Here is a 24,242-nt window from a genome sequence, read left to right as displayed (position 1 = left end):
TCGGCTTTGTTATGGTGAATTTTTCCCCATCCTGCGTTGCATTTCTTGTCGATACGCTCTAAGTATCGCCTGCGAAAAGCGCCTTGTCTGAGAAAAAATCCACTCATAACAAATCTCAAAAACAAAATTTAAACAGCCTCTAAATGCCAGGCCCGGAATGTAAAGCCATCTTCTTCGTGTTACGTTCCGGGCTTTTTTAGTTGTGCGTAAGCAACCATTTCACAAGCTCATTGCTATCCGCAATACTCCATGAGTGCGGATGGCGGATGTTTCCGGGTTTACGGTAGCCTTTATTGACCGTTACCACCAATTCGGCTTTGGTATTACCCAGCCGCTGCAATTCGTTTATCATGGCCGAGCATTCGGTAATGTTTGTATTGGTGAGGTCGAAGCCACGCTCATCAAGCCACCAGCGCACATCAGCCTCTGCGTATATACGAACCGGTACGTGAACTAATTTTTTGATTGCAGTTTGGGTTGTATCGGTAAACGAGTAAGGCGATATTTTCCGGTAAGCACTTAACGTATCGGCAGGTGTGCCGCCGGTAATTGCTTTAAGCCGGTCTATCATGTATTGACTTTCTGAATGAGGTGCCCGGTTTACTGAAATGCGAATATCGCGTACAGCCGCATTGTAAAAATGTTCAAAGTCGAGTGGCGGATCAAGGGCAAATACAGCAGCAGGCTTTTTACTGGCATTTTCAGCATACATAATTGCCGCCGAGCCACCCATTGAATAGCCTCCGATGTAAAACGGAAGACCTGCAATCTTGTACTTGCTGTGCACATGATCAATTATAGTTTGCAATGTAAGCTGGCTGATGCTGTCGGTAGTAAACGAAAGCGGGCCGTCCTGCAAGGTGGGAATAACAGTAAGCAAGCCGTTGCGTGCGGCTGTTTTGGGCAAATTGGTTTGCTGCATCACTCTTTCTGCATCTTCGCCAAAACCGGGCAGCAGCACCAGCAATCCTTTCCACGGCTGTTTGGGTGGCGTAATTGCTGTGTAACAATTACGTGTGGAGTCGGCTTTATTGAGATAAATCTTTTCTGATTGTTGAGCATATAAGCCGGTGCTGAGAATTACAAACGTCAGTAGCCCGATAAATTTATTCATGTATTTTGCAGTTTAGGGGAATTACGTTTGGGATTTGCTTAAAGGCGTATCAATTGCTCATACATCTGTAAATAGGTTGGTGTGGGTATATTATGCTTTTTGCCTTCTTCAATTACATAGTTGGTTAATGTTTCGATTTCTGTCTTTGTTTTATGCTTTACGAAATCGGTATGCATGGAAGTGGTGGATTCAAATGGAAGTGAACGGATTTTGCCAAAGGTTTTTTCTCCGGTTTTTTCGTCAAAAGGAATGCCTTTGGCTTTTGCCAGCCCGATAATTTCGTTAATTAATAAATGAAGCCTTGCTTCTGTTTCGGGGGCAGCCAGTATCTCGCCGATACATTTGTTGTAGCAGGAGGTAATGGTGGCAATGGGCGAAAGGAAGACAAACTTTTCCCACACTACGGAAGAAATATCTGAAGTGCAGTTTGCTTCTATACCAGCTTCCCGGAACACAGCTTCATACTGCATTAACGCTTCACTGCGTCCGTCGGCTAGCTCGAAAAACAGTTTTTGTATGTTGCCCGAATTTTCAATTATTCCGGGCTGCTTAAGCCGCGATACGATATATACACAGCCTTTAAGTACTGTGTTTTCAGGAAAATGCTGCTTTATCTTTTCTACGCTGCTAACTCCGTTGAGCAAGGGCAAAATTAGTGTGTCGTTATTTACGCAGGGTTTTATCTGTTCGATTACGCTTTCCAGATCGTAGCTTTTTGTGCAGATAACCACCATGTTTGCATTCACAATATCGGCAGCATTGTGGGTGGCTATAGCAGGAAATGCGGTAAACGAAGTGTCTCCCTTAATTACACAGAGTCCGTTTTGCTGTATGGCTTGCAGATGAGCGCCACGTGCAAGAAAACAGATTTCAATTTGTGTGCTTCCGTAATATTTCCGGGCTAGTAATCCGCCAAAATATCCCCCCACACCTCCTATCCCTACAATTGCAATTTTAAGATGAGGCATACCAGATTTAGTTTGCTATAAACTATTTTGTAGTAAGTACAGTGATTTGATTGAAGCACTACTTAATCCCGTTTCCCTCTTATCATTTTTTCCAGGTCTGGTTCTTTCACAATGTAGTTGTGGTAGTATTCGAGTTCTCCTTTTTCAAGTCTCTCTCTCAGGAAAACATGCTTGTAGGCTTTTTCATTCATACCGCCCCAGTGAATAATCAGGTATTTATATTGTTTGGTTTGCAGAAGATTCAGTTCGATTAACAGGTAAAGTAAAACAAGCACCACGCTTCGAAAGGCCAGTTTAAGTACAAGCTTTTTGGAAAAGAGCGTAAAGCACCAGTTGATAAATACGGCCATTGAAAAAGCCAGCACAGCATACGTTTCAATTAATGCCCGGCATCCGAATGAACCGCCGAATCCCCAGTCCCACCAACTGCTTAAGATGTAGATATTAAGCACCATGAAAATGATCAGGAAGTATCTGAACTCAACCAGTCGTTTCCATGCAAGCAGAATTCCTGTTAATGCGAAAAGCATGATGGGCGTGTAAAGCAGCCAGCCTTTGCGGTAGCTGAACAGGAAATTAGCTATTTGCGGATCGTTGAAAAAGAAATGCTCCTTGCCGTAGCTGTAGTAAACGTAGCTGTCGATATACTTTTTCCAAATCATCATTTGCAGTATCAGCGGAATTGCAAAAAGAAGGATTGAGCCAAGAAGCAGCAACCGCCGGCTTGTCAGTAGCTTAATTCTTGATGTGAAGTCGGTCCAGGTGCTGATTTTGAATAAAAATGGAAAAAGCAAAATCACAAAATCCGTAGGCCGGATGAGTACGATCATTCCACCGATAATACCCAGCCAAAGCAAATTACGGTTTTGGTGATGAAGGATTAAACGCAAGGAGAGATATACAAAGACCGCATAGAGGAAGAATTCATAACTATGTGGCATTTCGCCGGTTCCATAGGTGTAATAGAAGAGATTTGAGCCAAAGAAAATTGCAAACAAGGTCAGCATCACCACCGGCTCGCTGAAAAACATGCGCAGGCTTTTTCGGGTAAACCAAAGCCCGGCAGCCACAATAATGATACTTCCCCAGCGCAATGCTTTTTGATACGGAGGTGAGTAGCCATTCAGTTTTTCTCCGGTTTGCCGGGCAATGAAATCGCCAACAAGAAAAGCCGGTGTGTACATGATGGCCATGCCCAGAGTACGCTTGTTTGCTTTAAAATTAGCCGTGATTTCTTCGGGAGTGCCGTAAAAGAATACGGGCAGATAGAGGTAGTATTCGGCCACATCCGACTCGAACTGACCGAAGTCTGTATTAACAGGTAAAGCCTTAAACCTGTTGCCTCGATCGAACGTGAAGATAATCAGAAATGCAAAAAAGTAGATAGACGCTTTGCGGCAAAGATGATCGTATATTTTTTTGAGTAACTGCACTTTCGGGCTTTTGGTTCGGTCTCCGCTCATGCCGGGGCGGATGGTTAATCAACTTGTTTGGGTTGTGCCAATTTACATTTTTCTTTCGCTGGTGCTTTCCAATAGCAGTATTATTTCTGAAATCTGATGCTGTTAATTCACTACGAATAATCATCCGTGCACAGGAAGTTGACCAGTCATGCGGATGTCAGAACATGGTTATCCCTGTTTAATAATTTTTTTGCGCGATACCCCTTTTTCGGTTACAATTTCAACGATATACACGCCAGCGGCAATATTGCTGATATCCAGTATTGATGCGTTGAAACTGTTTTGCATAATTGTTTTCCCGCTCACATCGAGAATATTTACTTCAGAAATTGCGTACTCGCTTTGTATCTGAATTATTGTTGAAGCCGGATTGGGCTGTAAGCTCCATGCCGAGGCCAATTGATCGTTGTTCATGCCCACACCGCCGCCATTGGTGGTTTTAATAATTGTTCCGTTTCTTCCCACCGCATAGCCTGTGAGGCTGTCAGCAAAACTTACACCGAATAATGGCTCGGTTGATGGAGACGTTTGGGCAGACCAGGTATTACCGGCATTGTTCGTGTTAAGAATTTTGCCGTTGCCGGGAAAACCACCCACAATATAGCCGCTTGACGGTGTGGGAAAGGTTACAGCATACAAACCCCCATTACCCGAAGGTGTTTGGTTTGTCCAGGTCAGGCCGCCGTTTGTGGTTTTATATACCAGATTGTTTACGCTGCTTACGGCAAATCCGTTATTCACATCGGTAAAGTATATTGAGCTTATTTCCTCAAAATAGTTGTAAAAGATGTTCGACCAGTTTGTTCCTGCATTGGTTGTTTTCATCACAGCATCAAATGTTCCGATGCCGGCAATGTAGCCGGTGTCAATGTTGTTAAAGAATACGGATACTTTTCCATTGCCCGTTGCAATACTCAGAATTGTCCATGTAGCGCCGCCGTTTGTGGTTTTCAGGCATGTGCCAGTTTCACCGGCAATATACCCGTTGAGTGAATCCACAAAAAACAATTCATGCAGTGTACTTAATTGCGGCGAAGTTTGCGAAACCCATGTTTGCCCGCCATTGGTGGTTTTTAAAATAGTTCCGTTGCTTCCGCATACCCAACCCGTTGACGATGAAATGAAGCACACACCGAAAAGATTATTGGTTGTGTTTGAGGATAAGGATGTCCAGCTGGAGCCTCCGTCTGTAGTTTTCAGAATTGTACCTGAATAGCCGGCCACAAAACCCGTGTCGGCCGAAATAAAATCCACATCGCGCAGCCAGTTTGTAGTGCCTGAATTAAGGTTTGTCCACTGGGCGGCTAAGGGTTGCGAAAGAGCAAGAAACAGTAAAAAGAGTAATCGATACATAGTTTGACGAAGAATTGTATTAGTTGATTGGGAAAATCAATATACAAATTAATATTTTAAATAGCCTGTTTGTGTAGTTTATTCTTGTGTACTAAATACAATAATTTGGCAACCGGCCTGAAATTCAATAACTACATTTATTGTTTTTAGCTGCTTTACGGCGTAGTTGTATTGCACGATCTTTTCCGGGTAGCAAATGAGTTGATGATAACCGGAGCTATCTGTTTCAATATGTTGAGTTCATTTATCAGTGTGGTGAAATTTATGGTGGCGGTTAATTACTCCCGCTCGAATTAACCGGATATTTACCTGTTTTAATGCAGCGATACAATATCTTTACATCTCAAACGACTACACTAATAAAAACACAAGCAATGAGTAAAGGAACAATTATTCTGATTGCAACCGTTCTTCTTCTGGCTATTTTCGGTATGAATGGCTGCAGCACGTACAACGGTCTGGTTGAATCGCGCGAGCAGGTTCGCAAAACCTGGCAGAACGTGGAAGCGGCTTATCAGCTGCGTCTGGATAAAATTCCCAATCTGGTAGCCACGGTAAAAGGGCAGGCTGATTTTGAGCGTTCTACGCTGGAAGCTGTAATTAATGCCCGCGCCAACGCAACAAAAGTAACCATCAACCCCGAAAAGCTGGATGACGCTTCAATGAAGCAGTTTCAGGAAGCGCAGGGCAATGTATCTTCGGCGCTGGCCCGTTTGATGGTGGTGGTGGAGCAATATCCTGACCTGAAAACCAATGCCGGATTTACCGAACTCCGCGCCGAGATTTCGGAAACGGAAAACATGATTAAGAAATCACGTACGGATTACAACGAAATTACCGGGACGTTCAATACCCGTGTGCAGAAGTTTCCGGGCAATATCTGGGCGGGCATTTTTGGTTTCCAGACCATGCCTTATTTCGAAAGCGATGCCGGAGCGGAGAAAGCCCCGAAGGTTGATTTTGAAACCAAATAATCCATGTCGGCCGCACACGATCTTTTGCATGAAGCCGAGCAGGCGCAACTGGTAGAAGCCATTACCCGTGCTGAATCGCGCACGAGTGGTGAAATTCGCATCCACCTCGAAAACTGGTGCTGGTTTGGTCCGCAATGGCGTGCCCGGCGTGTGTTTCGTAAGCTGGGTATGCAACACACGCAGGCGCATACCGGTGTGCTGATTTACGTGGCAGTGCGTTCGCATAAAATAGCCATTATTGGCGACAGCGGCATTAATCAGGTGGTGCCTGCTGGTTTCTGGGATCAGATTGTGGAGCAGTTGCGTCAGGATTTTCGTGCCAAACGTTTTGCGCAAGGATTAACTACGGCAGTAGAGCATTGCGGATTGCAGCTGGCCTCGCATTTCCCCGGCAATTCGGATAATCCGAATGAGCTTACCAATGAAATAAGTTTCGGATGAGCAACCGGCTGTATAAACTCCTTCTTCTGATCGGATTTTTATTCGGCCAGCTGAGCCTTTGGGCGCAAACCGACCGCTACAAGGGCATTCCCGATGCGCCTGATCCGCCGCGACTGGTAAACAACCTTTCCAAAGCGTTTCCCGATTTTCTTTCAGCGAGCGAAACAGCGGCGCTGGAAGAAAAACTGCTCAGGTTCAATAACGAAACATCCAATCAGATCACCATTGTTATTGTGGATGATCTGGCCGGTTATGCCGCGTGGGAATATGCCACCTACATCGGCGAAAAATGGGGCGTGGGCACCAAAGGCTTCGACAATGGTGTGGTGATTCTCGTGAAACCTACCGGTGGCAAAGGTCAGCGCGATGTGTTTGTAGCCGTAGGTGAAGGACTACACGCAAAAATTAACGCCACCCGCAACAGCCACGTTGTAAACGATATTCTCATTCCGCGTTTTGCCAATGGCGATTTCTACGGTGCACTCGACGAGGCCACGGATGCACTAATGAAAATGGCCCGCGATGCATTTGACGATGCAGATGCTGCCGTGAAACCCAAAAAGAAATCGCGCCGCTATACCGCATTGATTATTCTTTTTGTGGTAGTGGTGGTTTTTATTTATGTGATCAAAGGCGGCGGTGGCGGTGGAAGTACGTTTGGCGGACGTGGTTTTGGCGGCTTTGGTGGCTTTGGCGGCGGCTGGGGCGGCGGCGGCAGTTGGGGCGGCGGTGGAAGCTGGGGCGGCGGTGGTGGTGGATTCGGGGGATTTGGAGGAGGTGGATTTGGCGGCGGCGGCTCGGGGGGGAAGTGGTAGAGGCCTGTTTTGCGGCGTATTAATTTCAGGGAATCCAGTAACTGATAAGGTCAGGCTTTAAATCACTCCATTCTTCCCGCGGGTAAAGCGAAAATTTTTCTGAAAGTGATTTATTACAATATACGTGCACAAATTTTTCAGTGAGTGAACCACCCATATCGTCCAGAATAAATGTCTCATTGGGATAGCTATTTTTTAATTCGACAGTGAGCTTATCAAGAAATACTTTCGCACCGAGCAGGTAATCTGTTTTAGGATTTGGGTAAGTATAGGTAAACCAAAATTCTCCTTCATAATCTATCCACGGTTTATATGGGGTACAAATCAGTTTAGGGTGGTTAAGAATTTCTTTTCGTTTGTGGCGGGCTTCTTCAATAGTCTTGAAGTCTTCGTAAACTGTTTTTAATTTTTTTAGTTTGCCTTTAAAAATCCGGAGTTTATCAGAGTTGAAATAAAAGTATCTTCCATCGCAAACCAATTCATTGCAGTTAAGATTTATCCAAATTGTCTTTAACACTGCTTTATTTTTGCAGATATATATCCGGTAATGATAGCCGCAGGAATATTTTTCTCCGGGTGTACTGAAAATCCATTCCTGTTTAAACTGGTTTAACAAGGGAATGCTGTCGGTATAAAATTCACCTAATGTATCCTGAAGACCGTTTTTATCACTTTCGCTGTAAGTCCCCAGCAGGTAATAGCTTCCGCTATTGAAGTCAAAATCTTTTAAAACCTGTATCTGCGAATACGAGAAAGCAGAGAAAAATACAGCAACGATTAAAAGGAGTATATTTTTTTCATGGAAGTAATTTACAATACTTGAAGGTGTGAAACAATGTCGGTATAAAATTGTCCCAGCGTGTCATCCAAGCTGTTTCGTTTATCTGTTCGTTTGCCTTGTTATTATTTACAACAACCGATTTAAGCAGGCGCTGAGTTTCAACAGTAATTCCGCACACAGGCAGAAAAATAATCTGGCTGATACCCCTCGCAGGTCTCCGAAGACCTGCGAGGGGTTTACGAGTTTTTTATTTTTCTGCCTGTGTGCTGTTCAAATGCACCCGCGCAAGAATTACCACAAAAAATAGATTAACCCAACACCGTTTTCGCTTTACTCAACGCCGCCGGAATGCCGGCTACATTGGCTCCGCCGGAAGTAGCGAAGAAAGGCTGCCCGCCGCCGCCGCCCTGAATTTCTTTGGCAAGGTCGCGGATGATCTGGCCGGCATTCATGCCTTTGTCTTTTACCAGATTGTCGGAAAGCATGAGGGTGAGCGAGGCTTTGCTGTTTACCTCGGCACCGAGCACGAGGAAAAGATTGTCGCCCACCTGCGTGCGTATTTCGTAGGCCAGATCCTTTATTGCATCGGCGCTGTTGAGTTCAACCTGCGCGGCAATGAAGGTAATGCCGTTTATGCTTTCGGCTTTGGCAAGGAGTTCGCCTTTGAGCAGCTGTGCTTTGGCGCGCTGCATTTTTTCCACTTCCTGCTCTAAAGCCTTCTTCTCATCAATGAGCGACTGAATGCTTTTGAGCAGGTCTTTCGGGTTTTTCAAAATTTCGCGGGCTTCGCGCACGAGACGAAGCTGCTCGTTCATAAAGTTTTCAGCAGAGGTTGCCGTAATCGCTTCAATACGTCGCACACCGGCAGCTACAGCCGCTTCGCTGGTTATTTTGAACAACCCGATTTGCCCGGTAGCCGGTACGTGTGTGCCGCCGCAAAGTTCAATGGAGTAGTTTTTGTCGAACGTCACCACACGCACAAGGTCGCCGTATTTTTCGCCAAAGAGCGCCATTGCTCCTTGCGCCTTTGCTTCGTCGATAGCCATTTCGCGGATATCGGCGGCAATGTTCTGGCGCACTTTTTCGTTCACCATTTTTTCGATGGCGGCAATTTCTTCTTCGCTCACTTTGCTGAAATGCGAAAAGTCGAAGCGCAGGTATTCGCCGTTTACCAGCGAACCTTTCTGCTCTACGTGTGTGCCCAGTACGCTGCGCAGCGCGGCGTGCAGCAGGTGTGTGGCACTGTGGTTGTTTTCGGTGGCCTTACGCACGGCACTGTCAATCGTGGCCGTAAAGGTGCGGCTCACATCTTCGGGCAGGCGTTCGGCAAAGTGTACGGTTACGCCGTTTTCCTTTTTGGTGTCCATAATGCGCACCCGCTCATTGGCCGATTCGAGCCAGCCGGTGTCGCCCACCTGTCCGCCGCTTTCAGCGTAAAACGGCGTGGTTTCGAGCACCAGCTGATACGACTCTTTGCCCTTGGCCTTGATGCGGCGGTAGCGTACAATGCGCGTTTCGGAAGTAAGATCGGTGTAGCCGATGAATTTGGGCTGGGCTTCTTTAATGAGTTCCACCCACTCGTCGGTGTCGATGGCGGTAGCCGCGCGTGAGCGTTCTTTCTGCGCCTGCAGGTTGGTTTCAAAACCATCCATATCAACAGCCACGTTGTTTTCGCGGGCAAGCAGGTTGGTAAGGTCGATCGGGAAACCAAAAGTGTCGTAAAGTTCGAACGCGAAAGCACCGTCGATTGTTTTGCCGGGATTCTTTTTTACGTATTCTTCAAAACGCACAATGCCGCCGGCGAGTGTGCGCAGAAATGCTTTTTCTTCTTCCTCAATTACCGCCATAATTAATGCACGCTGGTCGCGGAGTTCGGGGAAGAACTCGCCCATTTCGGTAGCCAGCGTGGGTACAATGTTGCAAAGCAGCGGTTCTTTCTGGTTGAGGAAGGAATAGTAGTAACGCACGGCGCGGCGCAGAATGCGGCGTATTACATAACCCGCACCGGTGTTGGAAGGCAGCTGCCCGTCGGCAATGGCAAAGGAAATGGTTCGGATATGATCGGCCAGCACGCGGAAGGCAATGTCCTGCTTGCTGTCGGTGCCGGTGTATTTGTTGTTGGTCATTACACCGATCATGCTGATGAGCGGCTGAAACACATCGGTATCGTAGTTCGACGATTTCTGTTGGATTACACGCACCAAACGTTCAAAGCCCATGCCGGTGTCCACGTGGCGGGCCGGCAGCGCTTCGAGCACGGTGAGTTCGGAATGTTTTTTTGCGGCGGCTTTTTTCTTATCAGCCTCGCTGCCTTTGAATGTGCGTTCAAACGCGGTAAGTTCGGCCGCACCGCCGTTTTGTTTCCAGCGGCGGTTGAATTCCATGAACACATTGTTCCAGATTTCGATAACCTGCGGATGATCGGCATTCACAAGGGTGTGGCCGGGTACTTTTTCGCGTTCGCTGTCGGGGCGGCTGTCGAAATGAATTTCGGAGCATGGGCCGCAGGGGCCGGTATCGCCCATTTCCCAGAAGTTGTCTTTTTTATTGCCGCGCAGAATGCGGTCTTCGGGCAGAAACTGCCGCCACACATCGTATGCATCCTGGTCGAAACCGAGGTTATCATCGGCACTGCCTTCAAACACGGTTACGTAGAGGCGGTCTTTGGGCAGTTTATAGACTTCGGTAAGCAGTTCCCAGCTCCAGGCAAGTGCTTCTTTTTTGAAGTAATCGCCAAAGCTCCAGTTGCCGAGCATTTCGAACATGGTGTGGTGGTAGGTGTCCACGCCCACTTCTTCCAGGTCGTTGTGTTTGCCTGATACGCGGAGGCATTTCTGCGTATCGGCCACGCGGGGCCATTTGGCGGGCGTGTTGCCCAGAAACCAGTCTTTGAACGGCGCCATGCCCGAATTGTTGAACATGAGCGTGGGGTCGTCTTTAACGACCATAGGCGCAGAGGGCACAATTTCGTGACCTTTTGAGCGGAAGAATTCGAGAAAAGTGCGGCGTATTTCGGCGGCGTTCATCATAGGTTGGATGCCTTTGCAGGCGGTATTTTAAGCGGTGCAAATTTAGGAAATTGTGGCGATTTTTATGGTTTTTTATTGCGTCTGACGGGTTGAATGAATAGCCCCGGCTGTAGCGGAAATGCAGCAGGGCAGCATGCTTTTGAGAGGGAATGCTGCATTGGAGCGTAAGACGGGAGCCGGACGGTTTTTTATTGCACCCTACGGTTCGCTCCTGATTTTTACATTTGCGCTGTGGATACATTATCTGAAAACAGCATTTCTGCGCTGCGCCCTTACCTGTGTAAAATTGCCTATCAGATGACGGGTGAAACTGCGGAGGCAGAAGATATTGTGCAGGATGTGTTTGCGCAATGGCTGCAACGCGATAATGCGGCAGTGGAAAATGTAAAAGCCTATCTGGCACGGATGACCGTGAACGCCAGCATTGACAGGCTGAGCCGGCTGAAAGCCGAACGCGAACTTTACACCGGCCCGTGGCTGCCCGAACCTTACATAAGCAGCACGCCCGATGCCGGGTTGCCGGATATTGAGTACGGACTGCTTTTTTTGCTTGAGCGGCTTAATCCGCTTGAACGTGCCGTATTTATTTTGCGCGAAAGCTTCGGCGAAGAATATGAAACGATAGCCGAACTCACCGGCCAGAAGCCCGAAAACTGCCGCCAGCTGCTGCACCGCAGCCGCGAAAAACTGCGCAGAAGTGTAACCACCCCGGCCGATCCTGAAAAGCTGAAAGCACTTACCGAAGCGTTTTTGTTTGCGCTGCACCACCAGAACCGCGAAGCACTGGAAGGCATTCTTAAACAGGATATTGTGGTGTACAGCGATGGTGGCGGCAAACGCTGGGCCGCACTGAAACCGGTGGCCGGACTGGAAAAAGTGCTGAAGTTTTTGTTTGGCATACAGCAGCACAATGCGCAACAGCAAACCGAACTGCGTTACGAGCCGGCTTTTTTCAACGGTATGCCCGCCGCGTTGCTAATTGACAACTCCAGCGGTGAAATTGATGCCGCCATTACGCTGTTGTATGATGAGGAAGGCATTTCAGAGCTGCTGTTTTTGCGGAATCCGGATAAGCTGAAGGTGCGTGGGTAATTTTTTTTGATGCGGCTTGTCACAAAACGCTCCGGCGGCAGTCATTGGTATAAACGTTTAACTGATGAAAAAGCTGCATTACATTTCGGGAATTCTTATTTCTGTATTTACCGGACTGCACCTGTTTAACCATGCGTGGAGCATTTTTGGTGCAGAGGCGCATATTGAACTTATGCACACACTGCGCATGGTGTACAGGAATGTGTTTGTAGAAACGCTGCTGCTGGCGGCGGTGCTGGTGCAGGTGGTAACCGGGTTGAAATTAGTTAAAAAGCTGCGTAAAACGGCGGCCGGATTTTCAGACAGGCTGCAGGTGTGGAGCGGTTTGTATCTGGCTGTATTCTTTTTGTTTCATGTGGGAGCGGTAATGGCCGGGCGCTTTGTGCTGGGGCTTGATACGAACTATTATTTTGGGGTGGCCGGATTGGTAACGTTTCCGTTTAACCTGTTTTTTGTGCCGTATTATTTGTTAGCGGTAATAGCGTTTTTCGGGCATATTGCGGCGGTGCATGGGAAGAAGATGAAACGTGAGGTGTTGGGTGTTTCACCGCGCGGGCAGATGGTGGTTATTGTGAGTGCGGGGATTTTGTTTGCGTTTTATTTATTGTTTGCGTTGTCGAACGGATTTCGGGGTGTGGAAATTCCGGAGGCTTATGGGGTGATGATCGGGAATTGAGTGGTGTAAATCTTCCAAAGCTTGTTTTGATGTGTGTGTGATGATTGATTATGATGTGTGATGTGATGTGTGTGTGTGATGTGTGAAGTATGTGTGGAAGTTTCGCAAGTCTGGAGACTTGCTTAATTTTTGCGGAAGGTTTATCCGTCTTCGACAGTAAAACCTTCCGCAGCTTTGAAGGTTTATCTGTCTTCGGCAGTGAAACCTTCCGCAGCTTTGCAGCTTTGATTTGCTGCCTTCGGCAGCTTTGAAAGTGAAGTGTGTAAAAGAGCAGACAGAGGGTGACGTGACTGAGGCTGAGGAGCTGAAGCATAAGTAATCATCTGATTTGATTAGTCAGATTATTCATTAGATTTTATGGATTGAAATAGATATAAGTATTGATTTAAATAAATTATATCTAAAATAGTTTTGGCAAAAAAAAAGCCATGAAAACATTAATCTTTACTCTTCTTTTTGGAACAATGTTCCTTGCTTCGTGCAGTTTCCCTCACAGCCTTTCGGTTGAAAAGCGCCGTTATCGTCAGGGATTTTATATCGACCTTAATACTACTAAGGTGAGGCATGCTGAAGCGCAATTAACGGAAAATACGCCACAGCAATTGGCAACTGCAGACACCCTGAAAGCTGCACAAGAGGTGGGCAGTGTTGTGGATTCTGCCGTATGGCACAATGTGGCTGTGCCTGAGGGAGGCATCGCAAACACTGATATTTCTGGTGTAAAACCTGATTTCCGGTCTGCTATTACAAACCATCATTCCAAAAAAGGGAAGCAGTATTCGAGCCGGGTAAACACTAATACGCAAAGATTAAAAAAGGGGAAAGCTTTACCGGCAGGCGGCGATGAGAGTAATAAGATGCTTTGCATTATTGTGGCGCTGTTTTTTCCTGCCCTTGGTCTTTATCTTTATGAGGGCAATTCAGGTAATTTCAGGCTTGCCTTGATTATTGGTTGTGCTGCCTTGCTGTGTTTTGTGCTGGCTTATATTCTGGCAGTTGCACTTATCTTTTTGATTCCTGCTGTGTTGTGGGGGCTTGGCGCATTGCTCTTCCTGGCGAATAAGATTTTTGCGGTAGTGAAAATTGCAAATTCGGATAAGTAAGAGGATGATTTTTAACAGCCTCAAAGTTCATTTCGTTTTACTTCCCTGCTCAGCAAAGAATATCCGCACCAGCAAATAAAGTTGGCTGGTGCGGGTATTTTCTGTTAGTGGTGTGAATATTCGGAAAGTCAGAAAGCAGCTACAGCTCGCCAGCCAGTTGTTTCACACTTACTTCGGCCATTTTCAGATCGAAGCGGGCCTGAATGCTGCGTGTGAGGCATTGTGCAAGTGTGGCCTGTGCTTCTTTTACGTCGAGCGAAGTGCCCTGCCCGAGACGCAGGCGATCGAGTGCAATTTTGATGTTCTCGCGCGACATGTTTTCATTTTCGTGTTCGAGTGTGAGCATGGATGCGCGTGCATCGAACGTTTGCAGGGCATTGTGCAGTTGCAGGCTAACTGCCTGCGAGGCGCGTTCGGCCTGGTAGCGGGCATCGGCAAATTGCAGGCGGTTTGTGGCTACGTTGCGTTTAACATTGCCACCACTGTAAAGCGGCATAGCCAGCGTAACACCGCCCTGCCAGCCGTAGCTTTGGTTAAACAGGCTGAAGCCTGCGGCATTTTCGGTGCGGCCGAAATTGTAGCCGCCGTTGAGCCGCACTACAGGCATGTAAGCTGCACGCGCCTCGCGCACGGTTTGCCCTGCCGCATTTACGCGCGCCTGAAACGCCAGCAATTCCGGATTGCTGCTCAGGATTTTCTGCTGCAGCTGCGCCCTGTTTTCGATTACCGCATCAGGAATAGTTTCGATTACGGCAAAGGCAAGCAGGGCATCGCGGGCAAGGAGCTGATTGAGCTGCTGTTTGGCAAGCGAGTGTGAAAGCTGCAGTGAAATAAGATTTTCCTGCTGCACATTCAGGTCGATGCGCGCCTGAAGTAATTCGTTTCTGGCAGCCAGCCCGCTGTTTACACGGTTTTCGGTAATGCGTACACGTTCTTCGTTTACGGCAATTACTTCCTGTGTGGCTTTCAGCAGTTCGCCAAGCCGTACAATGTTGAAATAACCACTCAGTATGTCGGCCGCAGTGCGTTGTACCTGCGCACGCCAGGTGTATTCGCCGGCGGTGGCAAGTTGCTCAAGCCTTTCGCGTGTGGCAAACATGCGCATGCCATCAAAAACCGTCCAGCCCAGTGCAATACCCGCCGAATAATTTTGTCCGCCTGCATTGGGCGAACTTATTTCGTTGCCGTTTGCAAAACGCTGCTGAATATTGCTCTGGTTTTTTGATGCGGCTGCATTAATGCTTACATCGGGCAGCATGCCTGCGGCACCGGGGCTGTTGTTGAGGGCAGCAGCATCAGCGGCATTGCGGGTAAGCAGAATGTCGTAGTTGTTTTTCATGCCGATGCGCAGCGCTTCCTCTGGGGTAAGCAGTTCCTGAGCACTTAGCAGCGCGGGCATAAAAATCATGAGGGCAAGCAGTTGCTTCATGATGTGTGGTGTTGAGGTGTAACAGTTTCGGCAGTTACCTGTTTTCGCCGTGAAAGCAAACGGTACATGGCCGGAATAACGAACAGGGTGAGCAGCAGCGAAAACAGCAAACCACCCACAATGACAATGCCCAGCGGAATACGGCTTTGCGAGCCGGCACCCAACGCAAGTGCAATGGGTAAAGCACCCAGCACAGTAGCCAGCGAAGTCATAAGAATAGGCCGCAAACGGGCAACCGCCGCTTCCTGCACGGCTTCGGCCACACTCATTCCTTTTTCGCGCAGCTGGTTGGCAAATTCCACAATCATAATTCCGTTTTTGGTAACCAGCCCCACCAGCATAATCATCCCGATTTGCGAAAAAATATTCAGCGTCTGGTCAAACAACCAAAGCGAAAGTAATGCGCCTGCAAGGGCCAGCGGCACGGTAAGCATAATGATAAACGGATCGCTGAAGCTTTCGAACTGCGCGGCGAGAATGAGGTAGATAAGTACCAGCGCAAGGATGAAAGCAAACGAAGTGTTCGACGAACTCTCTGCAAAATCGCGCGAGGGCCCTGAAAGATCAGTGCGGAACGAATCGTCGAGCACGCGTTTGGCTATGGCCTGCATGGCAGCAATGCCTTCGCCAAGTGTTCGCCCTTCGGCCAGCGAAGCCTGCACTGTGGCCGACTTATAACGCCGGTAGTGAAACAGCGTGGGCGGATTACTGGTTTCCTGCATTTTCACCACATTATCGAGCCTGATCATTTCACCCTTGCCATTGCGCACATACAGCGCCGAAAGATCAGAAGGCTCGTCGCGGTTATCGCGGTTTACCTGACCGATAACCTGATACTGCTTGCCGTTTTTGATGTAGTAACCAAAACGGCGGCCGCTGTAAGCAAGTTGCAGTGTGTTGGACACATCAAGAATACTCACACCAAGCTCGGCGGCTTTATCGCGGTCAATCACTACCTGCAGTTCGGGCTTGTTGAATTTCAGATTCACATCCACGTTGCCGAAGGTGGAGTCTTTACGGGCCTCTTCAAGAAATTTCGGCAGCGCGGCTTTTATTTTTTCGAAGTCGAGATTCTGAATTACAAACTGCACCGGCAACTGCGATCCTGCTGCAAGCGAGGTAGTAATTGTTTGCTCCTGATTAGGGAAGATGCGCACTTCGTTTATTTTTTTATACATGCGCTGCAACCGGTTATAAATTTCCTGCTGTGTGGCTTCGCGGTCTTCGGGATCTTTGAGCAGTGCGTTAATGAAACCTGTATTTACACTGCCCTGCGCACCAAACGGCGGTGCAGTGGCTCCGAAAATCATGTTGGCTTCGGGCACACTGTCAATCACCACATCCGCAATTTGCTGGATGAGCCGGTCCATTTCATCAAAATCGGTGCCTTCGGGTGCGGTTACCGTAGAGCGCACAATGCTTCTGTCTTCGAGCGGTGCAAGTTCTGATTTGAGTTCGGAATTAAAGAACCATGCTCCCGCCATACAAAGCAGCAGAATAGCCACTGCAATCCAGCGCTGACGAAGAAACGCATTGAGCCAGCGCCCGTAACCGCGATCAAGTCCGTTGAAGAAAGGCTCGGTAAATTTGTAGAAGCGTGAGCGGGCATGTACGTTGCGCGTAAGTTTTACGTTAAGCACAGGTGTTAACGTAAGTGATACGATTGCTGAGATAAGCACGGCGGCCGAAACCACCACACCAAATTCGCGGAACAACCTGCCCGTAAATCCTTCCAGAAAAATTACCGGAATAAATACCACGGCAAGCGTAAGCGAAGTGGAAATAACGGCAAAGAAAATTTCGCGCGTACCCTCACGTGCAGCCGTCATTTTGTCCACCCCTTTTTCCATCCGTTTAAAAATATTTTCCGTCACCACAATTCCATCGTCCACCACAAGCCCTGTGGCAAGCACAATGGCAAGCAGCGTGAGTACATTGATTGAAAAGCCGAACAGATACATCACGAAAAATGTGCCGATAAGTGAAACCGGAATATCAATGAGCGGACGGAATGCAATGGCCCAGCTTCGGAAGAAGAAGTAAATGATAAGCACCACCAGTACCAGCGCAATGAGCAGTGTTTCCTGCACTTCTTCAATTGAGCGGCGCACGAAAATGGATTTGTCGATACCGATATCGGTAATCATGCCCTTGGGCAGTGTGTTTTGTATTTCGCTGTAACGTTTGTAAAACTCATCGCAAATTTCAACGGTGTTTGCACCGGGTTGTGGCACAATGGCCAGTGAAATTGCATACACGTTGTTGCGGCGGATGGCGGTTTCTTCATTTTCGGGACCAATTACGGCTTCGCCCACATCGCGCAGGCGTATGGTTTGTCCGTTGGTTTGAGAAATGATGAGGTTGTTGAAGTCTTTTTCGGTGGTGAGTTTGCCGAATGTTTTTACGGTGAGTTCGGTGGTGTTGCCTCTAATTTTACCGGCGGGGAGTTCCACGTTTTCGCGCTGCAGGGCGTTAAACACATCCTGCACGGCAAGGTTACGTGCGGCGAGTTTGCCCGGATCGAGCCAGAGGCGCATGGCGGGGCGGCGTTGCCCGAAAATGCGTACTTCGCTAACGCCCGGAATGGTTTGCAGTTTTTCCTGAAGCACATTTTCGGCAAAGTCGCTCAGTTCCACAATGCTCATTTCGGTGCTTTGCACGGGCATGAAAATTACCGGATCGCTGTTGGCATCGGCTTTCGAAACCGAGGGCGGCGCGTCTATGTCCTGGGGCAGATTTCGCGTAGCCTGCGATACTTTATCGCGTACATCGTTGGCCGCTTTTTCGAGGTTGGCGCTGAGTTCAAATTCAACGGTAATGTTGCTTACGCCCAGTGCTGATGAAGATGAAATGGTGCGTATGCCTTCGATGCCGTTGATGGCGCGTTCGAGCGGTTCGGTAATTTGCGATTCCACAATTTCGGCGTTGGCGCCGGTGTAGGAAGTGCGCACGCTGATGGTGGGCGGGTCGATGGCCGGGTATTCGCGCACGCCGAGAAACGTGTAGCCCACCGCTCCGAAGAGTATAATTATAAGGTTGAGTACAATGGCACCCACCGGCCTTTTCAGGGCAATGTCTGACAAGAGCATAGGCAGGCGTTTATTGGGTTAAATCGGGTTGAACGGGGCTTCCGGGTTTGATAAACAGTACGCCCGATGTAATGACAGTATCGCCGGCATGCAGGCCTTTGCGAATAACAATGCCCGATGCGTAGCGTGCGCCGGTTTCTACTTTTACATAGTGTGCCACGCCGCTGCGTGCTACAATTACGCTGTTTCCACGGCCCTGTGCAAGGAGTGCGTTGGTGGGCACAATGACCATGCTGTCGGTGCCGGCAAACGGAATTTCTACACGTGCAAATGCGCCCGGCAGCAGTGTGCCGCCACCGGCATTTACTTTGGCGCGCACGGTTAATGTGCGTGTGCCTTGTTCCACGCTTTGCTCGGTGGCAATAACAGTGGCTTTATGGGTAAGCGTATCGGTTTCGGTTCTAAAAGTTACTTCGGTGCCGCTGTTTACACGGGCGGCCCAGGCTTCGGGCACAGTAAAGTCGAGCTTGAGTTCGCTGCTGGCGCGCAGGTTGGCAAGCAATGTACCGGGCGATACAATGGCGCCATCACTCACTTTACGCAAACCTACTGTGCCGGTAAATGGCGCGCGTACTTCGGTTTTGGTGAGTTGCGCCTGAATGGCCGCCATTTCGGCTTTCAGTGTTTCAATAGAGGTAACTGTAAGGTCGTATTCCTGCCGGCTGATGCCGTTGAGCGGAAGAAGCTCTTTCTGGCGCTTTTCGGTAATTTCGGCAGCAGCAAGCTGGGCTTTTACCCGTTTCAGCTGGGCCTGAAGATCGCCGTCGAAAAGTTTCACCAACAGCTCACCCTTTTGAACGCGCCGGCCTTCAGGCAGGTTAAGCATGACAATACGGCCCTGTATTTCGGGCATCAGCGCCACTTCATCGGCTGCAAGCAGCGTGCCCGAAGCTTCGAGCCTTTCGCCGATTTTTTCGGGCATAATGACAATGGCTTTTACTTTGCCGATTTGCTGGCGTCCCGTTGCAGCAGGTTTTTCCGCTTCACCCCGGCATCCCGCCAGGGAAAGTATGTAAATGGATAGTTGTAAGGCAATTTTTTTCATAAACTTTACCGGTCACTGTGATGTTCCGCTTCACTTGTACGCTTTCTGTTGCACGGTGCAAAGTTGACGTAAATAAGTCATCGCTTGTAAAGTTAGGCGATGTGCATCCTGCCGTTTTTTGAACAACGTTGCACGAACGTTGCAATTTCATTTAGGTGGAATCAGGGGTGGTTCAGCGGGTGGAATACGTGGTGAACGGTAAAGGCTCGCAAATCAAACACAAACCTTATATTTGTTATTCGGCCTTTACCGGAAACAGGCCGCTGCCTTATGTCGAAAATCAGGTACAGGTTTAATACCAAAACCCTCACCTACGAAAAGTTCGTAACACCGCTGCGTGTGCGCATTTTTCGTGTGCTTTCGTTTTTGGCAACGGCCTCGGTTATTGGTGCGGTGGCAGTAATCATTGCCTACAACTACCTCGATTCGCCCAAAGAAAAACGGCTCAAGCGCGAACTCGAACAAATGCAGGCACAGTACCGCCGCCTCAACAACCGCCTCGACAACATGAGCGCCGTGCTGAGCGACCTCGAACGCCGCGACGATAACGTTTACCGTGTTATCCTCGAAACCGACTCCATTCCCGATGCCATACGCAAAGCCGGTTTTGGCGGTGCCGACCGTTACGCCGGGCTCGACGGTTTCGACAATACGCAGCTCATGACCGCCCTCACGCAGCGCACCGATCAACTGGCCAAACAAATGTATATCCAGTCGCGCTCGTACGACGATTTGCTGAAACTGGCGAGCAAAAAAGACAAACTCATTGCCAGCATACCCGCCATCATGCCCATTTCCAACAAAGACCTGCGGCACGCGCCTTCGGGCTTTGGCTGGCGTACACACCCCATTTACAAAACTGCCGAATTTCACCCCGGCATGGATTTCGCCGCTCCCGAAGGCACTGAAATTTACGCCACCGGCGATGGTGTTGTGGAAACCGCTGACGCTAAAGCACAGGGCTATGGAAACCATGTAGTGATTAACCACGGCAACGGCTACACCACACTTTACGGCCACATGTCGCGCATGGCAGTGAAGCCGGGCGAAAAAGTAAAACGTGGTCAGATTATCGGCTATGTGGGCAGTACCGGCTTATCAACGGCACCACACGTACACTACGAAGTGCTGAAAAACGGCGAGCGGATGAACCCCATCAACTACTACTACAGCGACCTTACGCCCGAACAATATCAGCGTCTTATCGAACTCGCTTCGCAACCTTCACAATCTTTCGATTAATATGCCTTACAAAGAGCGTGAAACGGTGAAGCTTTACTACACCATTGGTGAGGTGGCAAAAATGTTTGAGGTAAATACTTCGCTCATCCGCTTCTGGGAAAAAGAGTTTGATATTATTCAGCCCAAGAAAAATAAAAAAGGCAACAGGCTTTTTACACAGGATGATGTAAACAACTTCAGGGTTATTTATCACCTTGTGAAAGAACGTGGCTACACGCTGCAAGGCGCACGGGAAAAGCTCAGAGAGAACAAATACGGCACCATCAACACGGTTGAAATGGTGAAATCGCTCGAAAGTATCCGTCATTTCCTGCTCGAACTCAAAAAAGAACTTTAACAATGTCATAAAAACAGAGAAGCACTGCCGGGTGGCAGTGCTTCTCATTATTCGGCAACAGGTTAACCCCAAAAAACCTGTTACCGAAATGTTCACCGGGTTTTATGCCGGGCAGTTAACCCCTTAAACCTGCTTCGGCAACCCATAGTGGTGAACAAACCTGTACAAAAATACAACCAAGTTGTTTTTTTGTTCTTACAAATCGTTGAGCGGAATGATATATCGGACGAACGGAGGCGATGAAAAAAATATCTGTTGCTGTAAAAAAGAAAAGCACTACCTGGCGGCAGCGCTTTTCTGTTAGATCGACAACAGATTAACCCCAAAAAACCTGTTGTCGAAATGTTCACCGGGTTTTGTACCGCTCAGTTAACCCCTTAAACCTGACCGGTAACCCTTGCTGGTGAAACAATCTTTACCAAATTTACGGGTAGAAATTACCTTCGATTCAAAAAATCGGTAAACGGTTTGGTTTTGTAGTTCAATGAACCTGAATTATCGGTAAACGGAATAGATTCCGATTCTTAAAATCAGGTTATGTAATTGACCTCAAAGTTAGTAAATACGGGTGTTTCAGCGAAATGATAATCCCGGTGATTTACTTTGGTATTGTATAAATACGGGTTCTTAAACTGGTGTAAATAAAAAGGGTATCCGGTTGTAAAACGGTTGAACGAAGTATGGAACGAATGATAAAAAAGGTGTTTGACCGGGCCGGGCATAAATTGAATGCCTCAGGGCTTCTGAGTAGTTGCAATAAATGCGAAATGCGGGAACATTGTTTATTGAAAAATGCCATAACGAAAAAATAAACCGCAGGTTTTTCAACTGCACTTGACTGGTTTGTGGTAATCCCTACATTTGGCTGCAAACTCCTTATCAAAAGCAACTATGAAACCTCTGTTTTACTTGCTGGCTTTTTTCGGACTTAGTCTGTCGGCATGGGCGCAAACGGCTCCGCTTACGCAAACTGTACGCGGAAAGGTGGTGGATAAAGACACCAAATCGCCGCTGCCGGGTGTGGTGATTATGATTAAACGTGATTCCACGGTAATTGGCGGGGCCAGTACTGACGTGTCGGGCAACTACCGCGTTACGGGTATTGGCGTGGGGCGTATCACACTTGAAGCACGTTATACGGGTTATCAGCTCTGGGCGATGCCCAATATTATTCTCTCTTCGGGAAAAGAGCTGATTATGGATATTGAGCTTGAGCAGTCGGCAGTGCAGGTGAATGAGGTGGTGATTGAGGCCAGCAGCAAAGACGGCACCAATAACGAAATGAGCAGCGTAAGCGGACGCATGTTCTCTGTGGAGGAAACAAACCGCTATGCAGGCAGTCGAGGCGATCCGGCGCGTATGGCCTCCAACTTTGCCGGCGTGCAGGGAGCTGATGATTCACGCAATGATATTGTGGTGCGCGGCAACTCGCCCATGGGTGTGTTGTGGCGGCTCGAAGGGGTGGATATTCCCAATCCCAATCACTTTGCCATTGAAGGCACCACCGGCGGCCCGGTGAGTATGATCAATAATAAAGTGCTGGCCAATTCCGATTTTTTTACCGGCGCTTTTCCGGCCGAATATGGCAACAGCATTGCTGCCGCTTTCGACCTGCGAATGCGTAACGGGAATAATGAACGCTTTGAGTTTAACGGGCAGTTTGGTTTTCTTGGCACTGAACTTACTGCCGAGGGGCCGCTGAATAAAGCCAAAGGTTCGTCGTTTCTGATTAACTACCGTTATTCCACACTGCGTTTGTTTGAAGCCGCCAATATTCCCATTGGCACCGGTGCCGTGCCCAACTATCAGGATGCGGCGTTTAAACTCAATTTCCCCTTGCGAAAGGGTGGCAATCTCTCATTCTTCGGGCTGGGTGGTTTGAGCAATATAAATATTCTCGTAAGCAAGTACACCGAACCCAGCGACGAACTCTACGGCGAAGACAGCCGCGACCAGCAATTTGCCACCGGCATGGGTGTGGCGGGCATGGTGTACACCAAACCGCTCAATGATAAAACACTTTTCCGTGCGGTGGTGGCCGCCAGTCATCGCCAGTCGAAATCATTTCACGCACTGGTATGGCGCAACGTAAACTTCGGTATCGATTCCATTACCCCGAAAATGGGATACCAGAACAACGAAACGCGCTACACGTTCAACTTCTCGTTTACACGCAAACTGGGCAGCCGCAACGTATTTAAAGCCGGCATGTTTAACGAAATGTTTGGCAATACGCTTGTGGACAGTATTCACAGCGAACAGCTGTTTGTTTTCCGTAACCGTCAGGACTACGAAGGCACGGCGCTTTTGCTGCAGCCGTATGCGCAGTGGAAATTCCGCGCAACTGATTTGCTGGTGTTCAATGCCGGTGTGCATGCGCAGTATTTCACACTCAACGGCAGCACGGCGGTGGAGCCGCGTGCGGGTGTGCGCTGGACAGTTGCGCCCAAACATACACTCAGCGCAGGCGTGGGTATGCACAGTCAGATTTTGCCCGCTTACATTTACTACACACATTTACCCGCCACATCCGAGCCGTATGTGCTGCACAATAAAAATCTCGACTTCATGCGCAGCCTGCACAGCGTAGTGGGCTACGACTGGCTGGTTACACCGGTAATGCGTTTGAAGGTGGAGACGTATTACCAGCAATTGTATGATGTACCCGTGGAGAAGAAAAGCTCGTCGTTTTCGGTGTTGAATCAGGGCAGCGGGTTCAGCCGCTTCTTCCCCGATACATTGGTAAACACCGGCAGCGGCACCAACTATGGCGTGGAAGTAACGCTTGAAAAGTTTTTTGCGAAAGGATATTTCTTTTTATTCACCGCATCGGTGTTTGATGCAAAATACAAAGGGAGCGACGGTGTGACACGCAACACGGATTTTAACACCGGCTATGCCGCGAATGCACTTGCGGCAAGAGAATGGAAGCTGGGCGAAAGGCAAACCATACAGCTGGGCGGAAAAATTACAATGGCCGGTAAACGTTGGTACACGCCAATCGACACGGCGGCATCAAAGCTGGAAAACGACGAAGTGCTGGTTGATTCGCTGCGCAATTCGTTGCAGTTCAGCAAGGCTTATTTCAGAGTCGATCTGAAAGTGCTGTGGCGTTTAAACAGCAAAAAGGTAACGCACGAAATCGGTATCGACTTTGTAAATGTGCTGAACCGTAAAAACATTCTCGGTCTCACGTACTCGCCCAATCCGCTGCAGCCTTCTGCCAATCCGGTTGTGGAACAGTATCAGCTCGGCTTTTTACCGCTGTTCTATTATCAAATTGATTTTTAG

At 48.4% G+C, this 24,242-nt stretch carries 18 protein-coding genes; 9 read left to right on the top strand and 9 right to left on the bottom strand.

Going from position 1 to position 24,242, the window contains the following annotated elements:
- Window positions 1-196: 196 nt before the first annotated feature.
- The 4 genes from IM638_14930 to IM638_14915 all read right to left on the bottom strand — a co-directional run bounded on the left by IM638_14930 (window position 197) and on the right by IM638_14915 (window position 4,898).
- Complete coding sequence (locus IM638_14930; GenBank protein ID MCA6364330.1) at window positions 197-1,114, bottom strand: alpha/beta hydrolase; 918 nt, start codon at window positions 1,112-1,114, stop codon at window positions 197-199.
- Between the two features lie 38 nt (window positions 1,115-1,152).
- Complete coding sequence (locus IM638_14925; GenBank protein ID MCA6364329.1) at window positions 1,153-2,082, bottom strand: ketopantoate reductase family protein; 930 nt, start codon at window positions 2,080-2,082, stop codon at window positions 1,153-1,155.
- A gap of 62 nt (window positions 2,083-2,144) precedes the next feature.
- On the bottom strand, window positions 2,145-3,545 hold the full coding sequence (locus tag IM638_14920; GenBank protein ID MCA6364328.1) for a hypothetical protein: 1,401 nt from the start codon (window positions 3,543-3,545) through the stop codon (window positions 2,145-2,147).
- Window positions 3,546-3,713: 168 nt separating this feature from the next.
- Window positions 3,714-4,898: a T9SS type A sorting domain-containing protein gene (locus IM638_14915; GenBank protein MCA6364327.1), complete on the bottom strand. Its 1,185-nt coding sequence runs from the start codon at window positions 4,896-4,898 to the stop codon at window positions 3,714-3,716.
- A 374-nt stretch (window positions 4,899-5,272) separates the two neighbouring features.
- Here IM638_14915 and IM638_14910 point away from each other — a divergent pair, with 374 nt between their 5' ends.
- From IM638_14910 to IM638_14900, 3 genes are read left to right on the top strand one after another with little or no spacing between them, the layout of a single operon-like run.
- Window positions 5,273-5,872 (top strand): LemA family protein, encoded by a 600-nt coding sequence (locus tag IM638_14910; protein ID MCA6364326.1) that lies wholly within the window; start codon window positions 5,273-5,275, stop codon window positions 5,870-5,872.
- Window positions 5,873-5,875: 3 nt separating this feature from the next.
- Complete coding sequence (locus IM638_14905) at window positions 5,876-6,313, top strand: TPM domain-containing protein (protein ID MCA6364325.1); 438 nt, start codon at window positions 5,876-5,878, stop codon at window positions 6,311-6,313.
- Window positions 6,310-7,128 (top strand): TPM domain-containing protein, encoded by an 819-nt coding sequence (locus tag IM638_14900; GenBank protein MCA6364324.1) that lies wholly within the window; start codon window positions 6,310-6,312, stop codon window positions 7,126-7,128. Before IM638_14905 ends, IM638_14900 begins: the two co-directional genes overlap by 4 nt.
- Window positions 7,129-7,153: 25 nt before the next feature.
- Here IM638_14900 and IM638_14895 read toward each other — a convergent pair whose 3' ends face one another.
- Complete coding sequence (locus tag IM638_14895; protein ID MCA6364323.1) at window positions 7,154-7,645, bottom strand: hypothetical protein; 492 nt, start codon at window positions 7,643-7,645, stop codon at window positions 7,154-7,156.
- A gap of 572 nt (window positions 7,646-8,217) precedes the next feature.
- Window positions 8,218-10,935, bottom strand: coding sequence for an alanine--tRNA ligase (gene alaS / locus IM638_14890; protein MCA6364322.1), 2,718 nt, complete (start codon window positions 10,933-10,935; stop codon window positions 8,218-8,220).
- Between the two features lie 234 nt (window positions 10,936-11,169).
- Between alaS and IM638_14885 the strand changes: the two genes are divergently transcribed.
- The 3 genes from IM638_14885 (at window position 11,170) to IM638_14875 (ending at window position 13,809) form a co-directional block, all read left to right on the top strand.
- On the top strand, window positions 11,170-12,030 hold the full coding sequence (locus IM638_14885; GenBank protein ID MCA6364321.1) for a sigma-70 family RNA polymerase sigma factor: 861 nt from the start codon (window positions 11,170-11,172) through the stop codon (window positions 12,028-12,030).
- Between the two features lie 64 nt (window positions 12,031-12,094).
- The gene (locus tag IM638_14880) at window positions 12,095-12,706 is read left to right on the top strand and encodes a hypothetical protein (protein ID MCA6364320.1); all 612 of its coding nucleotides are present in this window, start codon (window positions 12,095-12,097) and stop codon (window positions 12,704-12,706) included.
- Window positions 12,707-13,134: 428 nt separating this feature from the next.
- Window positions 13,135-13,809, top strand: a complete 675-nt coding sequence (locus tag IM638_14875; protein MCA6364319.1) for a hypothetical protein — start codon at window positions 13,135-13,137, stop codon at window positions 13,807-13,809.
- 139 nt (window positions 13,810-13,948) lie between these two features.
- Here IM638_14875 and IM638_14870 read toward each other — a convergent pair whose 3' ends face one another.
- From IM638_14870 to IM638_14860, 3 genes are read right to left on the bottom strand one after another with little or no spacing between them, the layout of a single operon-like run.
- Window positions 13,949-15,238 carry a TolC family protein gene (locus tag IM638_14870; GenBank protein ID MCA6364318.1) on the bottom strand — a complete coding sequence of 430 codons (1,290 nt, stop codon included), beginning with the start codon at window positions 15,236-15,238 and terminating at the stop codon, window positions 13,949-13,951.
- A complete protein-coding gene (locus tag IM638_14865; protein MCA6364317.1) occupies window positions 15,235-18,327 on the bottom strand; it encodes an efflux RND transporter permease subunit in 3,093 nt (1,030 codons plus the stop codon). Before IM638_14865 ends, IM638_14870 begins: the two co-directional genes overlap by 4 nt.
- A gap of 10 nt (window positions 18,328-18,337) precedes the next feature.
- Entirely contained in the window at window positions 18,338-19,372 is a 1,035-nt protein-coding gene (locus IM638_14860; protein MCA6364316.1) for an efflux RND transporter periplasmic adaptor subunit, read from the bottom strand.
- A gap of 270 nt (window positions 19,373-19,642) precedes the next feature.
- Between IM638_14860 and IM638_14855 the strand changes: the two genes are divergently transcribed.
- The 3 genes from IM638_14855 (at window position 19,643) to IM638_14845 (ending at window position 24,242) form a co-directional block, all read left to right on the top strand.
- Window positions 19,643-20,614 (top strand): M23 family metallopeptidase, encoded by a 972-nt coding sequence (locus IM638_14855; protein ID MCA6364315.1) that lies wholly within the window; start codon window positions 19,643-19,645, stop codon window positions 20,612-20,614.
- A gap of 1 nt (window position 20,615) precedes the next feature.
- Window positions 20,616-20,951 (top strand): MerR family transcriptional regulator, encoded by a 336-nt coding sequence (locus IM638_14850; GenBank protein MCA6364314.1) that lies wholly within the window; start codon window positions 20,616-20,618, stop codon window positions 20,949-20,951.
- Between the two features lie 891 nt (window positions 20,952-21,842).
- Window positions 21,843-24,242, top strand: coding sequence for a TonB-dependent receptor (locus IM638_14845; protein MCA6364313.1), 2,400 nt, complete (start codon window positions 21,843-21,845; stop codon window positions 24,240-24,242).

The organism is Bacteroidota bacterium, assembly GCA_020402865.1.
Classification (GTDB): Bacteria; Bacteroidota; Bacteroidia; order Palsa-965; family Palsa-965.
This window is presented reverse-complemented; position numbering and strand designations above follow the sequence as displayed.